Source organism: Carboxylicivirga agarovorans (genome assembly GCF_050589845.1).
In the GTDB taxonomy this organism is placed as follows: domain Bacteria; phylum Bacteroidota; class Bacteroidia; order Bacteroidales; family Marinilabiliaceae; genus Carboxylicivirga; species Carboxylicivirga agarovorans.
The window spans coordinates 17792-33768 of the sequence record NZ_JBNGPA010000049.1 but is presented as its reverse complement, the minus strand read 5'-3'; the positions used below and the strand labels follow the sequence as shown (position 1 = coordinate 33768).

At 36.0% G+C, this 15977-nt stretch carries 14 protein-coding genes; 1 reads left to right on the top strand and 13 read right to left on the bottom strand.

Annotation, left to right across the window (positions count from 1 at the left end; all coding sequences use genetic code 11):
• Positions 1–382: 382 nt before the first annotated feature.
• Entirely contained in the window at positions 383–1555 is a 1173-nt protein-coding gene (locus ACRD69_RS23880; protein WP_430817669.1) for an IS4 family transposase, read from the bottom strand.
• Positions 1556–1739: 184 nt separating this feature from the next.
• Between ACRD69_RS23880 and ACRD69_RS23875 the strand changes: the two genes are divergently transcribed.
• On the top strand, positions 1740–3086 hold the full coding sequence (locus ACRD69_RS23875; protein ID WP_430817668.1) for a TlpA family protein disulfide reductase: 1347 nt from the start codon (positions 1740–1742) through the stop codon (positions 3084–3086).
• Between the two features lie 214 nt (positions 3087–3300).
• On the opposite strand, the gene ACRD69_RS23870 is transcribed toward ACRD69_RS23875, so the two are convergent.
• The 12 genes from ACRD69_RS23870 to ACRD69_RS23815 all read right to left on the bottom strand — a co-directional run bounded on the left by ACRD69_RS23870 (position 3301) and on the right by ACRD69_RS23815 (position 15782).
• The gene (locus ACRD69_RS23870; protein WP_430817667.1) at positions 3301–4428 is read right to left on the bottom strand and encodes a BamA/TamA family outer membrane protein; all 1128 of its coding nucleotides are present in this window, start codon (positions 4426–4428) and stop codon (positions 3301–3303) included.
• Positions 4429–4439: 11 nt separating this feature from the next.
• The gene (locus ACRD69_RS23865) at positions 4440–5570 is read right to left on the bottom strand and encodes a BamA/TamA family outer membrane protein (protein ID WP_430817666.1); all 1131 of its coding nucleotides are present in this window, start codon (positions 5568–5570) and stop codon (positions 4440–4442) included.
• A gap of 68 nt (positions 5571–5638) precedes the next feature.
• Positions 5639–6745: a hypothetical protein gene (locus tag ACRD69_RS23860; RefSeq protein WP_430817665.1), complete on the bottom strand. Its 1107-nt coding sequence runs from the start codon at positions 6743–6745 to the stop codon at positions 5639–5641.
• 188 nt (positions 6746–6933) lie between these two features.
• Entirely contained in the window at positions 6934–7821 is an 888-nt protein-coding gene (locus ACRD69_RS23855; protein ID WP_430817664.1) for a hypothetical protein, read from the bottom strand.
• Between the two features lie 46 nt (positions 7822–7867).
• Positions 7868–9001 carry a hypothetical protein gene (locus ACRD69_RS23850; protein ID WP_430817663.1) on the bottom strand — a complete coding sequence of 378 codons (1134 nt, stop codon included), beginning with the start codon at positions 8999–9001 and terminating at the stop codon, positions 7868–7870.
• Between the two features lie 23 nt (positions 9002–9024).
• Complete coding sequence (locus ACRD69_RS23845) at positions 9025–9588, bottom strand: hypothetical protein (protein WP_430817662.1); 564 nt, start codon at positions 9586–9588, stop codon at positions 9025–9027.
• 133 nt (positions 9589–9721) lie between these two features.
• Positions 9722–10264: a hypothetical protein gene (locus tag ACRD69_RS23840; protein ID WP_430817661.1), complete on the bottom strand. Its 543-nt coding sequence runs from the start codon at positions 10262–10264 to the stop codon at positions 9722–9724.
• A gap of 12 nt (positions 10265–10276) precedes the next feature.
• Positions 10277–11134 carry a hypothetical protein gene (locus ACRD69_RS23835; protein WP_430817660.1) on the bottom strand — a complete coding sequence of 286 codons (858 nt, stop codon included), beginning with the start codon at positions 11132–11134 and terminating at the stop codon, positions 10277–10279.
• A gap of 40 nt (positions 11135–11174) precedes the next feature.
• Positions 11175–11930: a hypothetical protein gene (locus tag ACRD69_RS23830; protein ID WP_430817659.1), complete on the bottom strand. Its 756-nt coding sequence runs from the start codon at positions 11928–11930 to the stop codon at positions 11175–11177.
• 10 nt (positions 11931–11940) lie between these two features.
• Positions 11941–12687, bottom strand: coding sequence for a DUF2490 domain-containing protein (locus ACRD69_RS23825; RefSeq protein WP_430817658.1), 747 nt, complete (start codon positions 12685–12687; stop codon positions 11941–11943).
• 25 nt (positions 12688–12712) lie between these two features.
• Complete coding sequence (locus ACRD69_RS23820) at positions 12713–13819, bottom strand: ABC transporter substrate-binding protein (protein ID WP_430817657.1); 1107 nt, start codon at positions 13817–13819, stop codon at positions 12713–12715.
• Between the two features lie 334 nt (positions 13820–14153).
• Positions 14154–15782, bottom strand: coding sequence for a sulfatase-like hydrolase/transferase (locus tag ACRD69_RS23815; RefSeq protein ID WP_430817656.1), 1629 nt, complete (start codon positions 15780–15782; stop codon positions 14154–14156).
• Positions 15783–15977: the final 195 nt, after the last annotated feature.

Below are 15977 nucleotides of genomic sequence, written 5' to 3'. Positions count from 1 at the left end.
GCTGTCCTTAATATCTGTGATAGATTCTTCCTAATTACACGGTAAAGTTAACGCAGCAGATGGAGCTTTTATCCAAAGAAAATATTCTTTTTTATCTTCTTCTCTTTTTCAAGTACAAACTAACGATATCATAAAGATTATGACAGACTATAAGCGTTCATTAACCAAAAAAAACAGGTAAAATTAGGCTATAAGTAGCTAATTTTATTCATACGACAATGCCGATTAAGAAGGTTTGTTATTAGAGGAAATAAATAGACTTATCTACATCAATAGGTGATGCATTCAGTATCTAATATTCATAAAATTAGCAACATAGCCAACTCTTCGGATAGTAACATTTGATATTATCAATTCTATAATGTGATACACTAGTGTCCGGTTAAGAATCCCATATCGACAATTGGGATTCATTAGCTATATTGTTTAACAATGATTTATTGTCGAAAAGTTCTTTGATATTGGTTTTTTCAAACAAGGTTAGGCCTAGAGTCTGGGCAAAAGTGTACAAGGTTACAGATAGATCCAGTCTTTTCTTAGCAATGGCTATCAGCAAGTAGGTGCAGATAGCAATCCAGATCTGACATGCAACAGCATTAAAACTGGTACCATAAAATGCTTTGATTCTCAAACGCTGTTTTATCCACTTGAAGAAAATTTCGATTTTCCATCTTTCTCGGTACAGTTCGGCAATCGACAATGCAGGTAAATCAAAGTCATTGGTCATAAAGCTGTAAACCACGCTTGTAGCATAATCTTCATAGGTAACCAACCTTAGAGTTTCAGGATAAAGTTTTGAAGATTTATATCCGGAAAGCCTGATGATTTCATCACCTATAAGACCAGTGCTTTCATCAATCGGGGCTGATGTCTCAACATGATATTTCATGTTCTGCTTGGATCTGGTAACAAAGAAAGCACGTTTTAAATGGATCAAGTTGTAGAGTCGTTTAAAATCGACATACCCCTTATCAATTATATAATATGAACCTGGCTCGACAAGAATAGAATCCAAAGCATTAACATCATGCACTGCCCCTTCTGTGATATCAATAAATATAGGGATGGAGCCTCTGACATCCATTAATGTATGCATTTTTACAGCGGCTTTCTCATGATGAAACTTTGCCCATGGAAAGAGACTTAAGCACAGATCAATTGTGGAGCTATCAAACGCATAAACCATGTTGTCGATCTCGACTCTGAAATCGTTATCATCAAGATATAGAGGCCGAGCATGTTTAATCAGGATTTGTGCAAAATCAGCATGTATCTGCCAATTTCTTTTCTCATTTGCATCGGCAAGTGTGGATTTTGGGACTGGTTTTTTGATGCCAGAATGATACAGCTTATTAGAAAAAGCAATCAGGCAGTTCTCAATGTCGCGAAGGCTTTCTCTTTGCGTAAGCTGAGCAAAGCTCATTACCAAAAATTGTTCCCTGCAAGTAAGTTTTCTTGCGCGGTAGTCACCCTTATATAGGTCGACACATTTTTGGAATTCATATTCTGGTATAAACTTCATCAGCTGGGCAAATACTGTTTTTCCTGTATACATTTTCGCTCATATAAGGTGATGAACGAAAATAAAAAATCAAGTCTCAAAATTTTTAAAATTCTATAACTTCATGTAAATGTATCTATTACAAAGATTACTCAATTTTAAACCGGACACTAGTGAATGTGATAGTAAAAATAAAAATTGATTCTATATCGTAATGAAAGCAAATAAAATATTAATAATGAGTATTGCAGTAGGATTATTGATTAGCTGCAGTAATAAAAGCAAATATGTAACGATATCGGGCAAATGTGAGATGGCTGATGATGTTGTTATAAAACTTTTAAAGGTGGAGCAGGGTAACGAAACCGAAGTGGCATCAAGCTGTATGAATGCTAATAATGAATATGGTTTCTGTTTTAATCCAGATAAAGAAGGCTTTTATCTGGTGGACAACGGCTGGAGTCGATTACCAATTTATGCAAAGGGGAATCAGGAGTTTAAGGTGGATATACACGGGAAAAATGATTTTGTGCAAAAAGATATTCCTGACGAAGAGAACATTATTTTAGATCACTGGTATCATTCAAATGATACATTAAAGGAATATAGATGGTATTGGGGAAGTTCAATAACTTATAAGGAATTTTTCCCGTTTTATAAAGCGTTTCTTCCTAAAATGAAACAACAACATAAACTGGTGAAATCAGATAATACCTATTTCAATGCGTTGATGCATCAATACATTGATGCCTATATTGACGGTACGGCTTTGTTATTTCCTTTGGCTCCTCGAAGAGCTACTCCTACATTGGATGATATACCAGCCTTTTATAGCGATATATTAATGCGTGAAACATTTAAGAGTTCATTGATATTAGATGTTCCAAATGGATTGCATGCCTTAAAATGTCGTCAGAGCTTTAAGGCTCAATATACCGACTTTGCTTATGAAGGCGATGAGCATGTTGCCTTAACAATGGATATTGAAAACGATACTTTAAAAGCTTATTATGCATTAGGAAAGCTTAATAAAGAGAATTTTCCTGTCTATTCTCAAAGCTATCTGGATTATTTGGAGCCATTGCGTGCAACTATTTCTAAAATCGATTATTTAGCACAAAATGTGGATGAATTTGAAGTAAGCATTAAATCTAATGAAACAGGTATACAAGGGTATGAATTTACATATAACGATATAAATGGTCATCCGGTGTCGTTTAGTGATTTTAGAGGAAAGTATGTATATATTGATGTTTGGGCAACTTGGTGTGGACCTTGTAAATCTGAACTGCCGCATCTCATTCAACTCGAAAATGATTTTCATGATAAAAATATTGTTTTCGTAAGCATCTCTTTGGATAATACTAAGAACAAGAGCAAATGGGAAGTCTTTGTTAAAGAAAAAGGACTAGGTGGTGTTCAGCTAATAAGTGATAATGCCTTTGATACACGAGTAGCTAAAGATTACAGGATTGATGCCATTCCGCGCTTTATGCTATTTGATGTAGATGGTAAAATTATAGATGCCAATGCCAAACGACCTTCAAATCCGCTGCTGAGAAGGCAACTCAATAATCTGTTGTAACGCTTAAGGATGAATGTGCCATTTTGTAAGAAGAAGCATATGAATGACAAATGACCACCGATAAATCATTTCATATGCTTTTTTTAGTCTTGTAATCGATTTCATTTGATAACTAGATAGTTCGATCCTGTCGTTGAGAACAGGTAGTGAGACTTTCTATTTTTAGCAAACGATGCATCTCAGTAATGAAGGTAATAGTCTTAATTTCTTTATATCATTGCCTACTCCAACTACTACCAACAACAAAATAAAAGGTCCATTCTTCTGGGCCTCTGGCTATATCCAGACCAGCATGCATGTCAAATAGTTTAGCTAGTAAGTACCGTATGCCTCCACCAGCGCTCCAGGCTGTATCCGTAGTGTGCCAATCATCAATGTTAGGGTATGCTTTGGCTATTCCTCCAAATCCAACAAGACTCCATCGATTCTTTAAGTGCCATCGTTCCTCAACCTCCAATTGTAAAATTTGTTTATCTTGATATCGCATGGCTGGTACGCCTCGCATATTGACAAAAGGTTCGGTATAGAAAGGCGCATCACCCCATACGAGACTATAGTTAAGCTTATACCCAGATACCAATCTTGGGTTTAGTCGATGATAGTATATCCCATAAGTTTCAAGAAATGAATATTTGTAATCGCTTCCTAGGTACTTATCATTATGCATCAGTATAATTTCCGTTTTGATACCAGTATTCGGCGTAAATATATTATCTCTGGAATCATAACCTGTAACGATACCCAAACCAGCAACAGTTCCTTTAAGGTACCGCTCCTTTACCGGCGGAATAATGCCTTCACGCTTAAATACAGTTTCGTTCTTAAATAATGAATACTTTCCACCAATAAAGTAATTTGACTCTCCTAACCTGAAAGTCATCTTTTGTATGAATGGAACTCCACTCAAAGAAAAACCAAGAGGAACAGTAATTTCGTTGGCAATTATAGGGTAGTAGGTAAGATTAACATCAACGTAGCCAAACACACCAAGATACCGGATTTTATCATTTCTCCAATTATTAACATGGGCAGCTACTGCCCCCCATGAACCATTTTCGGTGAAGAAACCACCTGTGTATGTAACGCCAGGGGGTCCTTTATATGTGTCTGGTTTTTTGTGAATAAAGAGTGTTCCAAAATTTCCACCATAACCTACTGCAGGTTCTGTTATTACGCCCATGAATGGGATGAATCCATGCGCTTTAGAAAGCCAAATGCTGATGTCCAGTTTATTATCCACACTATCAATAAAAAGCTCTTTCATTTTCTGACAATGCGCTTTTTGAAAACCAAGTGACAAAAAGATGATGATCACAAATAATTTGATAGTATTTATTCTCATAGTATGATTCTTTAAAATACTTCACTTATACCGAAATAGACATTAAAGTCACTTTTGCCAAAGGCCAAATCCAAGCGAGCATTAACATTTTGTGTCTTTAATAGGCGGTAGCGGATACCAGTACCAATACTTGGCAGCCAACTTTTTTTATCAAATTCTGCTATATCCGGAAAAACTTTACCCGCTCCAGCAAATACGACAGCTCCCCAGTTTTTATAAATATTAAAACGATATTCAGATTGAATAGTTAGGATGGATTTATCTAGATGTTTACCACTAATATATCCTCTTAATACCTTGCTCTTGCCCGGTGTTGAATAATCATACAGTGGCACTTCGCCTGAACTTCCTCGAAAATAGAGTTGCCAAGCCAATGTGTTAGGGTTCGACTTGTTAATATTTATATAGTTACTGCACGTAAAACCAAATAGAACATAGTTTAGTTCACTACCAATCAAATTATTTGAGTTACTATAAAACATTGAGCTAAGAAGGCCTGAGGTTGGAGTAAATAAGTGATTACGGCTGTCGTAACTTAGTTTTAATCCTGACATAACAATGTTTTCACGTTTGGTAGAAAAGCCATCAGCCTCAAGCCAATTGTTTGTTGATTCTTCTTCGCCGTTCAGTTCGAGAGATTTAAAATTAAACGTTATCCCACCATAAAGCTTGCCATTAATCTTGGTTTGCAAAGATAAATCAGTAGTGATGCCATACATTCTTACCCAAGCAGGTTCGTTTATCGATAAGTGTTGGCCAATCCCGTAATATTCAAGTCTTAACGAAGCATAATTTAGTGTTCCCTCCAGCCAATATTTATTCGAATTAAGAAAAATCGACTGTTTAACCCCAATGGCGTAGGACCTGTTTAAGGAGGCAAATAATATTCCTTGCGTAGATGAGGGTTTAGTATCTGCTGATTGTCCTTTGAGGTGATAGACTGAAATGGGCAATATTGCAATTCCGGCTCCCAGTGAGGGGTTGTATACCGGACCAGGTAAGACTGCAGATTCATTTTTCTTAGTAACAAGCATGGAATCTACTCTGTCAAGTTGAGATTCTAATTTCTTTAATTGACCATAGCTAATATTGCATATAGAGTATAGAATAAGTGTTGATATAATAGAACGGGCCCAATTCATACTGAGGATAATAGGTGAATATAGCTTAGTGTTTTTAGTGATTAAGGAGTTGTAATTCAGGTAATGTTTTATATTTCAAGCTCTCTTTTCCTAATAAAGGCAAGGCGATAGTTGAGGTTAAACATAAAGCTTTTTCGTCCTATAAATCCACCTTCAAACCGTGCTTGCCATGTTTTACTAATATTAGCCTGTGCTCCAACAACCATATTCCAATTATTTTTGGGTGATACTTTATATCCATAGTTAATAATAAGCTCAGGAGGTGAAATGCCAGAAATTTTATCATCTATTCTGTTCTTAAATTCATCAATCATTTGATCTATTATTGCACATTGAGGTTTGTTAATTGGTTTATTGCAATAATCTTCGTATTTATCACTTATTGTATTCTGCCACTCTACCAATTGCTGTTTGATTTCTTCTAATCGTGGTTTTTCATCAGGTAATAATTGAGTGAGGTCATAGCTTCCTGAGTTTGAACCCAGATAGTTTTGATAATTAGCTCCTATCCATACGCTCCCTGAACGGTTGCGTTTTGAGGTATGAAAAGATGTTCCAAGACGAATAGAATTAACAATGGACTGCGTAGGTCTATCAATTCCTTGAGCTTTAGACCAAGCCATGTTGAAATTACTCGTAGCCCAAATTGGTCCCCACCCATAGGCTAATACTCCTCCAAATCCAGCACCAAATCCATTTTTTTCAACTTCTGGAATGACTATTTCAAATGGAACTGAAAGTTTAGCCCTAGTTCTGGAATAAAACTTACTAGCCTGCACGTATAAATTCAGAAATGGAAACAACCATACATCAGGTCTGAAGGTGTATACGTTATTATAAGTTTTTATATATTCAAACTCGGTAAAATCATCTATCTCAGCCATTCCGCAATCGTAGCATATGCCAACTTCCAAGTTTGATATTGTCAGTTCTTGTTGTTGACCTAAAAAGCCCAGCATTATCCCTGCAGGCTTTTGTAAATCTATCCCTGCTTTCCTTGCTTTATCACCTCCTATTGGTAAAATGTATGCGTAATCAATATGTTGAATACTATCCTTATATGCTCGGAAACGTTCTCCTATTACCTTTGGCGAAACCTGAGATTCAACTTTTTGAGGGTGTATTATGATAATTGCAAAAAGAAGCCAATATCTTATTTTTATTTTAGGTAGCATATTCAGGTATATTAATATTTATGGTTTTGCAAACCGATTCGTTAAGGTTATGCCTATTATGAGTTAGCTGTTTTTTAAGTATCCTTTAATTATAATATGTAATGCTTGTCATTTTGTTTCTTGTCATTGTCTGGATTTAATAAAGGCAGTAGGTGATTTTTACCTACTGCCTTTATATATTGATATTATTATTTAGCAGATATCATAAAATCTCTGATCTCAATTAGTTTGTTGTGCATCAAGTTTAATTCGGGATTACTGAAGAAATCCTCAGGCTTAGTTTTCTCAAAAGCACCTCCTAAGTTAAGTTTAGATCGTAATTGTTCAAGTTCAACAAGTTGATCATATAAAAACAACTTTTCATCTTCAACCTTATATGAGTCAATAATCTTTAATAACTCAGGTAATTGCTTCAACTCCTCGCTCGTAGAAACTATTAACCTTGATGTCAACATTAACTTTTCTTCGTCAGTTAAGTCTTCAGGTAAGCTGAAGATGCTGCTGAATAAAAGGTATTGTTTTTCAATATATGTACCTGTTAATAATGCAGTAAATAAACGATTGGCTTCTTTTTCATTAAAAACAACTTCGGCGTTATAAAGTAGCTCGTTGAAGCGCTCAATCAGTGCATCTTCTGGTGCAATACCTTCGTTTAATCGTTTGATGATCATTTCTTCGAAAATATTACTGACACCCAAATGTGTTGCAATTGATTTACCAGCCATAAAACTCATATAAGCACTTTTCTTTTCATGGAAAGCCGCCTGATACAAACCATCAACAATATATACACCCATATTCGCAGCTAAAACGACATCTTTATCCTGATACCTTTCCCAGTTCATAGGATCATTGACCAGTCCTGGAATATAATCTGCACCAGATAGATATAAAAGGGCACTAACATCCTCTATATTCCGGATGTTTGGACGAATAGTGTTGACACTTTTTTTAAATAGTTCTAAATCATTTGCTTTAGAAGTATTATTATTGTTGCTTTTGTTTGTTGTTTGAGCACAGCTAACCAAAATAGCTGATAGCAAAATAATTGCGAAGGTAGATTTAAGCATGTTCATAATGTTAAGTTTTAATATTTATAATTAATTTTTTTAAATTACTATTTTATAAACCAAATCGGTATTGTAGGCCTCCAATAAATTGTTGGCGTGTTCCCAGGATTCCAAACTCAGCCCTTACCATAAAGTGTTTATTTAATTGATATTGGCTTCCGATAAGAAAATTCCACATATTGGCCTGTCGTTTTTCTAGGCTGTATTGAACAGATTCTGCTCTTGAAGCTGCATCAAGGGCGGTGCCTGCAATATCAAAAGCTTTATCGGCTGCTGCTTTTTTTGCTTTATTTACCGGATTGTTTTGTCCAACTCCAGGTATTCCACTAGGCAATTCATTCCACCAGTCGTTAACATGTTGCTGGCCTTCTTCAACCTTATCCAGTCCTGTAGAGATCTTATCATCCCAATCAGGAAAGAGCTCGGATATTTCTAATGATCCTTTAGTAGAACTTCCCATTTTAACTCTGAAACCTCCGACCCAAACTGATAGGTTTTGTTCAGGTTTACCAAAATGAAATGATTTACCCAAACGTGGACCAAATACGAAAATGCTGGCAGGTTTATCAAGTTCAGGAATGTCAGACCATGTCCAGTTCATATCCAATGCAAAAAAACCTCCGCCAACACCAACAGTTGGTGTCATGCCAAATCCGAAAGTGGTAGCTTCAAAGGTAGCTTCTGTTTGCATGTCAAATGCTTTTTCCCAACTCCAATCAAGATTACCATCTGATATATTGAAATTTCCAGGTAAATAAACACCAAAGTCAACATTTGTTTGGTTGGTTGAACGAGCAAAAATACCATATACATTTAAAAAGGGAAGTACCCATACATCTGGTCTGAAGTTCATACCGTTTGTTGACGCCGTTACTTCATTGAATTGAAGAATTTCTTCTAAACCAAACATTTCACCATGATTAAATCCAATCATAAGGTTATCAAGGATTAAATCAGATTTCTGATTGATATACTGCACACTTAATCCAGCAGAATAAGGGAGGTCAAAACCCATTTGAACAACCTGTTCTCCACCAATTGGTAAGAGATAGGGATAGTCTGATACTTTCAGACTATCCTTTAAATCCTCTTTATTTTTCCCGACTACTTTATTTGAAAAGACTTGCCCCATCACCGTTGTAATAGACACAAATAGTAACATCATTAAAAAGAGAGTTTTTTTCATAGAATATAAGTTAATTGATTATATTATTCAAAGTTTACTTCACTGGCTAATGGAAACTGTAAGTTGTATCCTTTAGGTATCGTGATATTTCCATCACTACCTAATAAGGTCGCAGCACCCATAACTGCTGCACCTCTTCCAGCACCTTTACCTTTATTAAAAACAGCTCCAGTGGCTGCACCTACACCAACATTTCGGACAGTTTTCTTACCTTGTGCTTCACCTTGTACTGCTAATGCTTCTGTTTCCACAGGAATGTATTTATCCCCTTTTTGGATTTTTGTTAATACTAATACAAGCTCAGCTTGTCCTGCAACTTTTCCAGCTGTCTTTACTGAAACAACTTTACCCATTACTTTTGTTCCGGCAGGAATGAGAATTTCGTTATTTACCAATACATCTAAATCAACGACGCCACCGAACTGAAACTCCGGCTGAACACTTTTTGATGCGATATTTCTATCCACATTTATCGAAACATTGGTTCCCTTAGGAAGGGTAATTGATTCTTGAGCATAACTAGCAATCGATGTAAATAATGCGATTGCAACTCCAAGTACTTTTGTGTAATTCTTTAATGTTTTCATGACTGTAAATTTTAATTATTTGTTATTGTTATTTCACATTACAAAAGTGTTGGATTAGTGGCTGTTATTTTATTCCTGACCGACAAACTGATATCCTCAAAAGACAAACTGAAGTTTGAATGTATATTTCTACCTAGAAACCTTTCCCAATAGCTATGCCCCAAACCATAGACGGATGATGACGCACATAATCAATATCAAAACTGGGAGTTATAGAAAAATGTTTTAAATGAATATCATATGCAATTCCTGCCCTCAACACTAATTTCCCTGTAATATTTTTCTCGCTATCTTTTACCAGTTCTATACCAGGCCCTGTTCTTAGAATTAAATTATCACTGGGCTTATAAATAATTGGGATACCCCCCAGCCATTGGGTGTGATCGCCGAAGAAGACTTCAAGAAAAGATCCAATACCCCATTTTTGATGTTGATTGAAAAACCGTGTATAGTCTATTCCTAGAGTAAATAGATTTCTGCCATTGTTATATTGTGCTGTTGAACCGATAAAAATACCTGCATGATTGTTATGATTATGTATGCCATGGAGGTCATTTTGATCCTGATGCTCTTGTGTCTGTGAAAACAGTTTGATTGGTAAAGCGATAAATAATATAATCAGGTATCGATACCTTTGTGTAAAAGATGTGGATGTGGACATAAGGATAAAATTCATGGTCAGTAGGATTTAAAAGAATGGACTTTTTATAACTGGAGCAACTTGTAGGCGAATGTTCCATACATTGGCATATATACTGGAACGATAAATACTGAACTGAGGTTCAAGTCGCAGCTTTACTGGCATCTTACCAATTAGAGCTGTTTTAGTGTATCCTAATCCAATAGGGATGGTGACGCCATCATCCCATCCTAGTTTCCAGTCTATTTTTATGGATGGTCCCATTCCTAGTGACCAGTTACTAAAATTACGTCTGATAACATATTGAAAGTCGGTAAGGGCAACATCTGCACGATCATCATCTCCTGCATAAGACCACCAATGCTGAATAAATACTCCTTTATTCCAGGTTTTGGCTAAATGGAATAGCATAACAGTTGGACCTGCCTGCCATTTACCTTGACCTAAATGACTGCTACTTGCTGTAGGAAAAACAAAAGTGGCACCAACACCCCATACAAGGCCTTTTGCATTACCTGGACCAAAAAGTGCGGCCATCTGGATATCCCCAAAACCACTTACTTTCTTCCCTCCACTGGCATCTGCTGAAAAGTCGGGCTGAGTAACGATGGGAAAAACAGGGCGTGCTGTAAAGACTTTGTTCTTGCCAAATGGTATAGGAAGTGCTGGTTGAAAAAAGAAAGTATTTGAAGTAACATTACCATCCACCAGAGTCCCTTGGTTAATACCAAAATTCTCCTGAAAAACTAATGACCAGCGTTTTGCTAATGGATTGTCTAATTCACGATGAAGTGATTCAAGTTCAGCTTTAGACATGATGCTGTCTGCTTGTTGTGCGTGTGTGACAAGGCCACCAAATGTTATTGTAATCAATAAGAGAATTTTTAAACTCCTGGATTGTTTCATTTCATCAATAGGTTTACTTGTTTATATGCTTAACATACAATTAAATAACTGTTTTGTAAATTGCTTTCATAATCTTGGTAAACTCATCATCTGTTGTACGATTTTTAATTTGTTCTCTGAATAGCACCACACTCTGATACGTTTGGGTTCTGATCTCATTCATGTCATGTCCAATTGACCAAAGGGCATCTATATCAGAATGATAGTTTCGAATGATTTCATTGTCCTGTACATTTCTTTCAGTTATAGCATCACTCATTTTTTTAAAATTTCTTCTTAATAACTCAAGCTCTTGACTTACTGCTTTATGGTTGCGTTCGTTAATAATAGTTTTATCAACCAGTTTTTGAAGGTCATTCCAAGGATTACTTTTTATCTCCAACTTCCTTTTAGCCTTGTCTTTAATTTTTTTAGCTTTGTTTTCAGAATATTCAACAATCTTCTCCCATTCATCTTGTTCGATGTTTTTTAAAACATCCAATCGAGTTTTAAAAACTAGTTTTTGGTGGTTTTCAACACTTTCAATTTGTTTGACAAAAAAGCTAGCTAATTCCTCTTTGGAAGCATCTGGATCAATCAGAATACTTTTAAATTTTTTAAGGTTCTTACTTCGTTCTTTATAATAAGCATTTGCTACTTTTTTTTCGCTCTTTAACCTTGAAATGATAGCCTTTTGTCGGTCTTTATCTACCACATAAATTTTCGAAGCTTTATCTAAATCTTCTACTAAATAGTAACTCTCAGTACTGCCTCCAAAAAACAGCAATGATAATAATGTTAATAGTCCTACAATCATAGTTTACTTTTTAAAATACATACTTTATTCTAAGGTTTAGCATTTGACTTTCTATATTGTCATTATTAGAGAAGCCGTTTCCGGCATGATCGAAAGCATAAAGAATTCTGAATCGCCATCTGACTGAATAACGGTACTCAGGGCCAATTCTAAATCGCATTTTTGATAAATAGCGCTCTTTGGGTTCATTACTGAGTGGGAAAAAGAGTTCTAGATCCGCGAATAATGTTAAGAGTTTATTTTCGAGTAATGTCTCCCGGTTTAGTGCATATTTAAATTGAGTTCTATTTCTTAGTCGCCAAAAATAATCCGTGATATCCACATCTGGATAATTAAAAATTCGATGGTCAAATCGGGTTAAATTGGTTAGTTCGGTTTTTGGTGAAAAACCTTCCAGCCCTTTTTTAAGTTTGAATATATTAACGCCATTACGGAGAATAAATACCTTTATTCCAAGCCGTTGGGCAAATTCATAATTACTGATCGAAGAGGATTGTTTCGTATGGTTATTTAATAGTTCAAATGATGCATTCAATAACTTATTAAAAGAGTATTCAGCTCTGATTAATATACCCGTATTATTCCAGAAATTATTACCGATATTTTGCCGATGCCTAATATCCGCATGTACATATAGTTGACTGGTTATATTTGAGCCGACTACAATATTACTCCAAAGCTGCCATTCAGATTCATTTTGCCCAAAAGCTGAAGTTGTTAGCACAAGGATTAATATTGTAAATGGAATTTTTCTCATATTGGGGTTTACTATCAGGTCCGGTTTAATCTTTTAATGTTAATGATTCTCTAAAAAAAAGTTCTTCAATCGTTAACTCACAAGAGGCTAGTCCTTGTTCATATGAATAGCGGAAAAGTGCTTGGAGTGTTTTTCGATTGGCTTCAATTCCATATGGCCAATAATTTTTACCCATAACTTTCTTTGTTTCTTCATATTCTTGCGCAAACCAGGGAAGAGATGAATAGGCCCATCCTGCTTTGTCTAGCAAGACAAAACTCTGCGCTTTTGATTTGGCATATGCTTCAAAGACGACTTTGGGTAATTCTGGGTATTTCTCAACCAATTGGGTTTTAATGGCCACAGCGTGCATTATTGGGAAAATCCCTGTTTTTTGATAATAAGCTATTTCGACCTGTTTAGAATCGTTGAAAAGTCGACCAATCATTGGATTGCCTTGGACGTAGGCTTTGGGTTCGGCGGCGTGAAAAAGTGCATCTACCTCACCGCTAAGCAAGAGCTCAGATTCATCTTTCCCGGCGGTTCCCCATTCAACCGTAACTCCTTTGGGTACTACCTGCTCATTCTTTGAAATATTACCAGCTGCTTCTTTTGAAGAATCTTCGTTTGATAATACCCAAGTAATGTCTTTGGAATCAATGTTGTATTCGTCCTTGAGCATGCCGCGAATCCAGGTAAGTGAAGTGGAAGAATAGCCTGGTGTACCTATTCTTTTTCCCTTCAGGTCTTCCGGTTTTGTAATAGAACCATCTGTTCGAATAAAAATACTTTTATGACGGAAAGTTCTGATCGGAAAAACAGGAATTAGTTTATAGTCTTTAAAATTATCATTAGCATATGCCAACATAAACGGATGTAAGCCTACTTCTGTAATGTCGTAGGTGCCGGCACCGCTAAAAGCTGCAGTATTGGCATCCCCAATCGGAACTTTGTGAAATTCATATTCAAATCCATTAATAGGAACTTGACCAAGGTAAATTCCTTTTAGTCGGTCAAGATCGTAACCCGCAACTTTTAATTTAATTTTATCATTCCTTGTATTTGAAGAAGATGAATTTTTAATTGATTGATTGACACATGCAGATATCCCTAGTAATATCAGGACGGCTGCGATATATAAAAAAGACCTCATAAAATATAGTTTTATCTTGAAATATAATTTAAAATGAGATAGCCATTTTATCCATCCTTCAAGACTATCTACATTATAAAAAATCGAGTATTATAGTTGATAATTAAATCCGGAATTCTAATCATCTTTCTTATACCCATTCCCATATTCCCCCTAAAAAACAATTGCTTTTTGTCCTGAGTCGACGTCCCAATTAGTAATCTTGATTATAATTGATACATAAAATGTTACTTGAGGCATGTTTTAATTAGCAAAGTATTTAAACGTGAGTTTCATTTTTTATATAAAAAAGGAAAGGCAATAAACCTTTCCCTTTGTTATATAAAGAATAGCTTTATTTACCTGTTTCCATAGTTCTCTTCACTGTTTCAACATAAGTCTTAGACTCAGGGCGAAGATTTTCAATACCGCCAAAAGGCACATCATGTCGAGTAGGAGTAAATGGATACTTCTTGTTCATTGCATCGTGACGTTTCTTCATCATGTCAAATGGTCCCCACGCCCATAAGAACTGTGCCATCATGCCACGCATTTCACGAGGGTCAGCGTACAAATCATAAAAATCGTTTTTAACTAAGCCGGGACGTCCACCAATCCAAACACGTTTGTATTGTTGTTTAATTGTGGCTGCGTGGTAAGGTCCTGTATAAACATGGTAGTAATCGCGTCTACTTTGACCATCTCCATATAGGAATACAGCTGTTTGATCTATGCCGTCAATGATTCGATCGCGAGGAATGTATTTTGTAGCACCTGCTAAACGAGCAAATGTAGTAAATAAATCATGGCAGGCAAAGATATCACCTATAACTGTACCTGGTTCAATAACTCCATCCCATTGTGCAAAAGCTGCGACTCTAATACCACCTTCACGATAGTCGCCTTTACCACCATTAAATACATTTTGATACATGGCCTGAGGGGCTTCAGTCATTGGACCATTGTCAGCCATGGCAATGATTAGCGTGTTTTCTGAAATGCCTTGTTTCTTTAATTCGTCAATGATTTCACCAACATGTCGATCCAGGCGCTCCATATTTTGAGCAAATGCAGTTCCGTTACTTGTGGTAAACTCTTGACCTGATCTGTTAAGGTCATATACGTTTGGCCAGTATGCTAAATAGAACGGTTTATCATCTTTGGCTTTACGACGAATAAAATCCAAAGCTTTTTCTTGATGCACATCTATTAATTTGCGATAGTTTTCTAAGGTAGGAGGAAGGGTTTCTCTTGCCTTTTCACCTTTTTTTGCTTCAATATCCATTATGTAGCCATATGGGCGCCATGTTTGGTCCACAATGTATTCTTTTTCTGTCATGTTTTTTGTGTAACCAACAGTCATTTGACCAGCTTCACCTGTTTCGTGCCAGAAAATCGGAGGGAATTGATTGTAAAGTGAAAATTGGGCTTCATCAAAACCCTGATTGTGCATATAACTTTCTTCAATATCTCCTTGGTGTGCTTTGGCAAAAAACGCCGTATTATAACCAGCTTCTGACAATACCTCGGCAATTGTTACTTCTTCAGCGGGTAGTCCACTACCTTCCGGCGGAAAAGCCACTGTGTACATACCACTCCGAACCGCTAAGCGACCTGTTAAACAAGCAGCGCGTGTTGGAGTGCAGGATGGCTCGGTATACATGCGAGTAAAGGTCATCCCTTCTTCAGCCATGGTATTTAATCTTGGAGTTTTGAAACCACGGATATAGTTAAACTCCTTAATTCCAACTTCTCCAAAACTATTATCGTCCCACATGATGTGGACAATATTAGGTTTCTTACCATACTTCTTCTCCAGGGCTTTAAGTTTTTTGTCAATTTCTTTGTCTTGTTTTGCCCATTCAACACCATACTGGTCAATAAGTATGTTTTGTTCGGCATCATGGATAATGTCCTGAGCATTAACATTGTTTAGTAAAATGCCTACAAAAAAAAGAAGTAAGCTCAATCTGATTTGTTTCATAATCGTATTAGTTTAGAATTATACGTTTCTAGTTTATATCTAACAAAGATTTTTGCAGATGGTTTAAGTTGTTGTTGATATATAGCATGTTAATATTTAATTTTTAACACAAAGAACTATTATTTGTTTGTATTAGAAATGTGACTATCAATATTCCGCAAAAAGTAAGGTGATGTCTTTTTGATTGGTATACTT

Excerpts from the sequence above, each read along its gene's own strand:
- ACRD69_RS23880 (WP_430817669.1), bottom strand. The coding sequence starts at position 1,555 with ATGTATACAGGAAAAACAGTATTTGCCCAGCTGATGAAGTTTATACCA.
- ACRD69_RS23875 (WP_430817668.1), top strand. The coding sequence starts at position 1,740 with ATGAGTATTGCAGTAGGATTATTGATTAGCTGCAGTAATAAAAGCAAA.
- ACRD69_RS23870 (WP_430817667.1), bottom strand. The coding sequence starts at position 4,428 with ATGAGAATAAATACTATCAAATTATTTGTGATCATCATCTTTTTGTCA.
- ACRD69_RS23865 (WP_430817666.1), bottom strand. The coding sequence starts at position 5,570 with ATGAATTGGGCCCGTTCTATTATATCAACACTTATTCTATACTCTATA.
- ACRD69_RS23860 (WP_430817665.1), bottom strand. The coding sequence starts at position 6,745 with ATGCTACCTAAAATAAAAATAAGATATTGGCTTCTTTTTGCAATTATC.
- ACRD69_RS23855 (WP_430817664.1), bottom strand. The coding sequence starts at position 7,821 with ATGAACATGCTTAAATCTACCTTCGCAATTATTTTGCTATCAGCTATT.
- ACRD69_RS23850 (WP_430817663.1), bottom strand. The coding sequence starts at position 9,001 with ATGAAAAAAACTCTCTTTTTAATGATGTTACTATTTGTGTCTATTACA.
- ACRD69_RS23845 (WP_430817662.1), bottom strand. The coding sequence starts at position 9,588 with ATGAAAACATTAAAGAATTACACAAAAGTACTTGGAGTTGCAATCGCA.
- ACRD69_RS23840 (WP_430817661.1), bottom strand. The coding sequence starts at position 10,264 with ATGAATTTTATCCTTATGTCCACATCCACATCTTTTACACAAAGGTAT.
- ACRD69_RS23835 (WP_430817660.1), bottom strand. The coding sequence starts at position 11,134 with ATGAAACAATCCAGGAGTTTAAAAATTCTCTTATTGATTACAATAACA.
- ACRD69_RS23830 (WP_430817659.1), bottom strand. The coding sequence starts at position 11,930 with ATGATTGTAGGACTATTAACATTATTATCATTGCTGTTTTTTGGAGGC.
- ACRD69_RS23825 (WP_430817658.1), bottom strand. The coding sequence starts at position 12,687 with ATGAGAAAAATTCCATTTACAATATTAATCCTTGTGCTAACAACTTCA.
- ACRD69_RS23820 (WP_430817657.1), bottom strand. The coding sequence starts at position 13,819 with ATGAGGTCTTTTTTATATATCGCAGCCGTCCTGATATTACTAGGGATA.
- ACRD69_RS23815 (WP_430817656.1), bottom strand. The coding sequence starts at position 15,782 with ATGAAACAAATCAGATTGAGCTTACTTCTTTTTTTTGTAGGCATTTTA.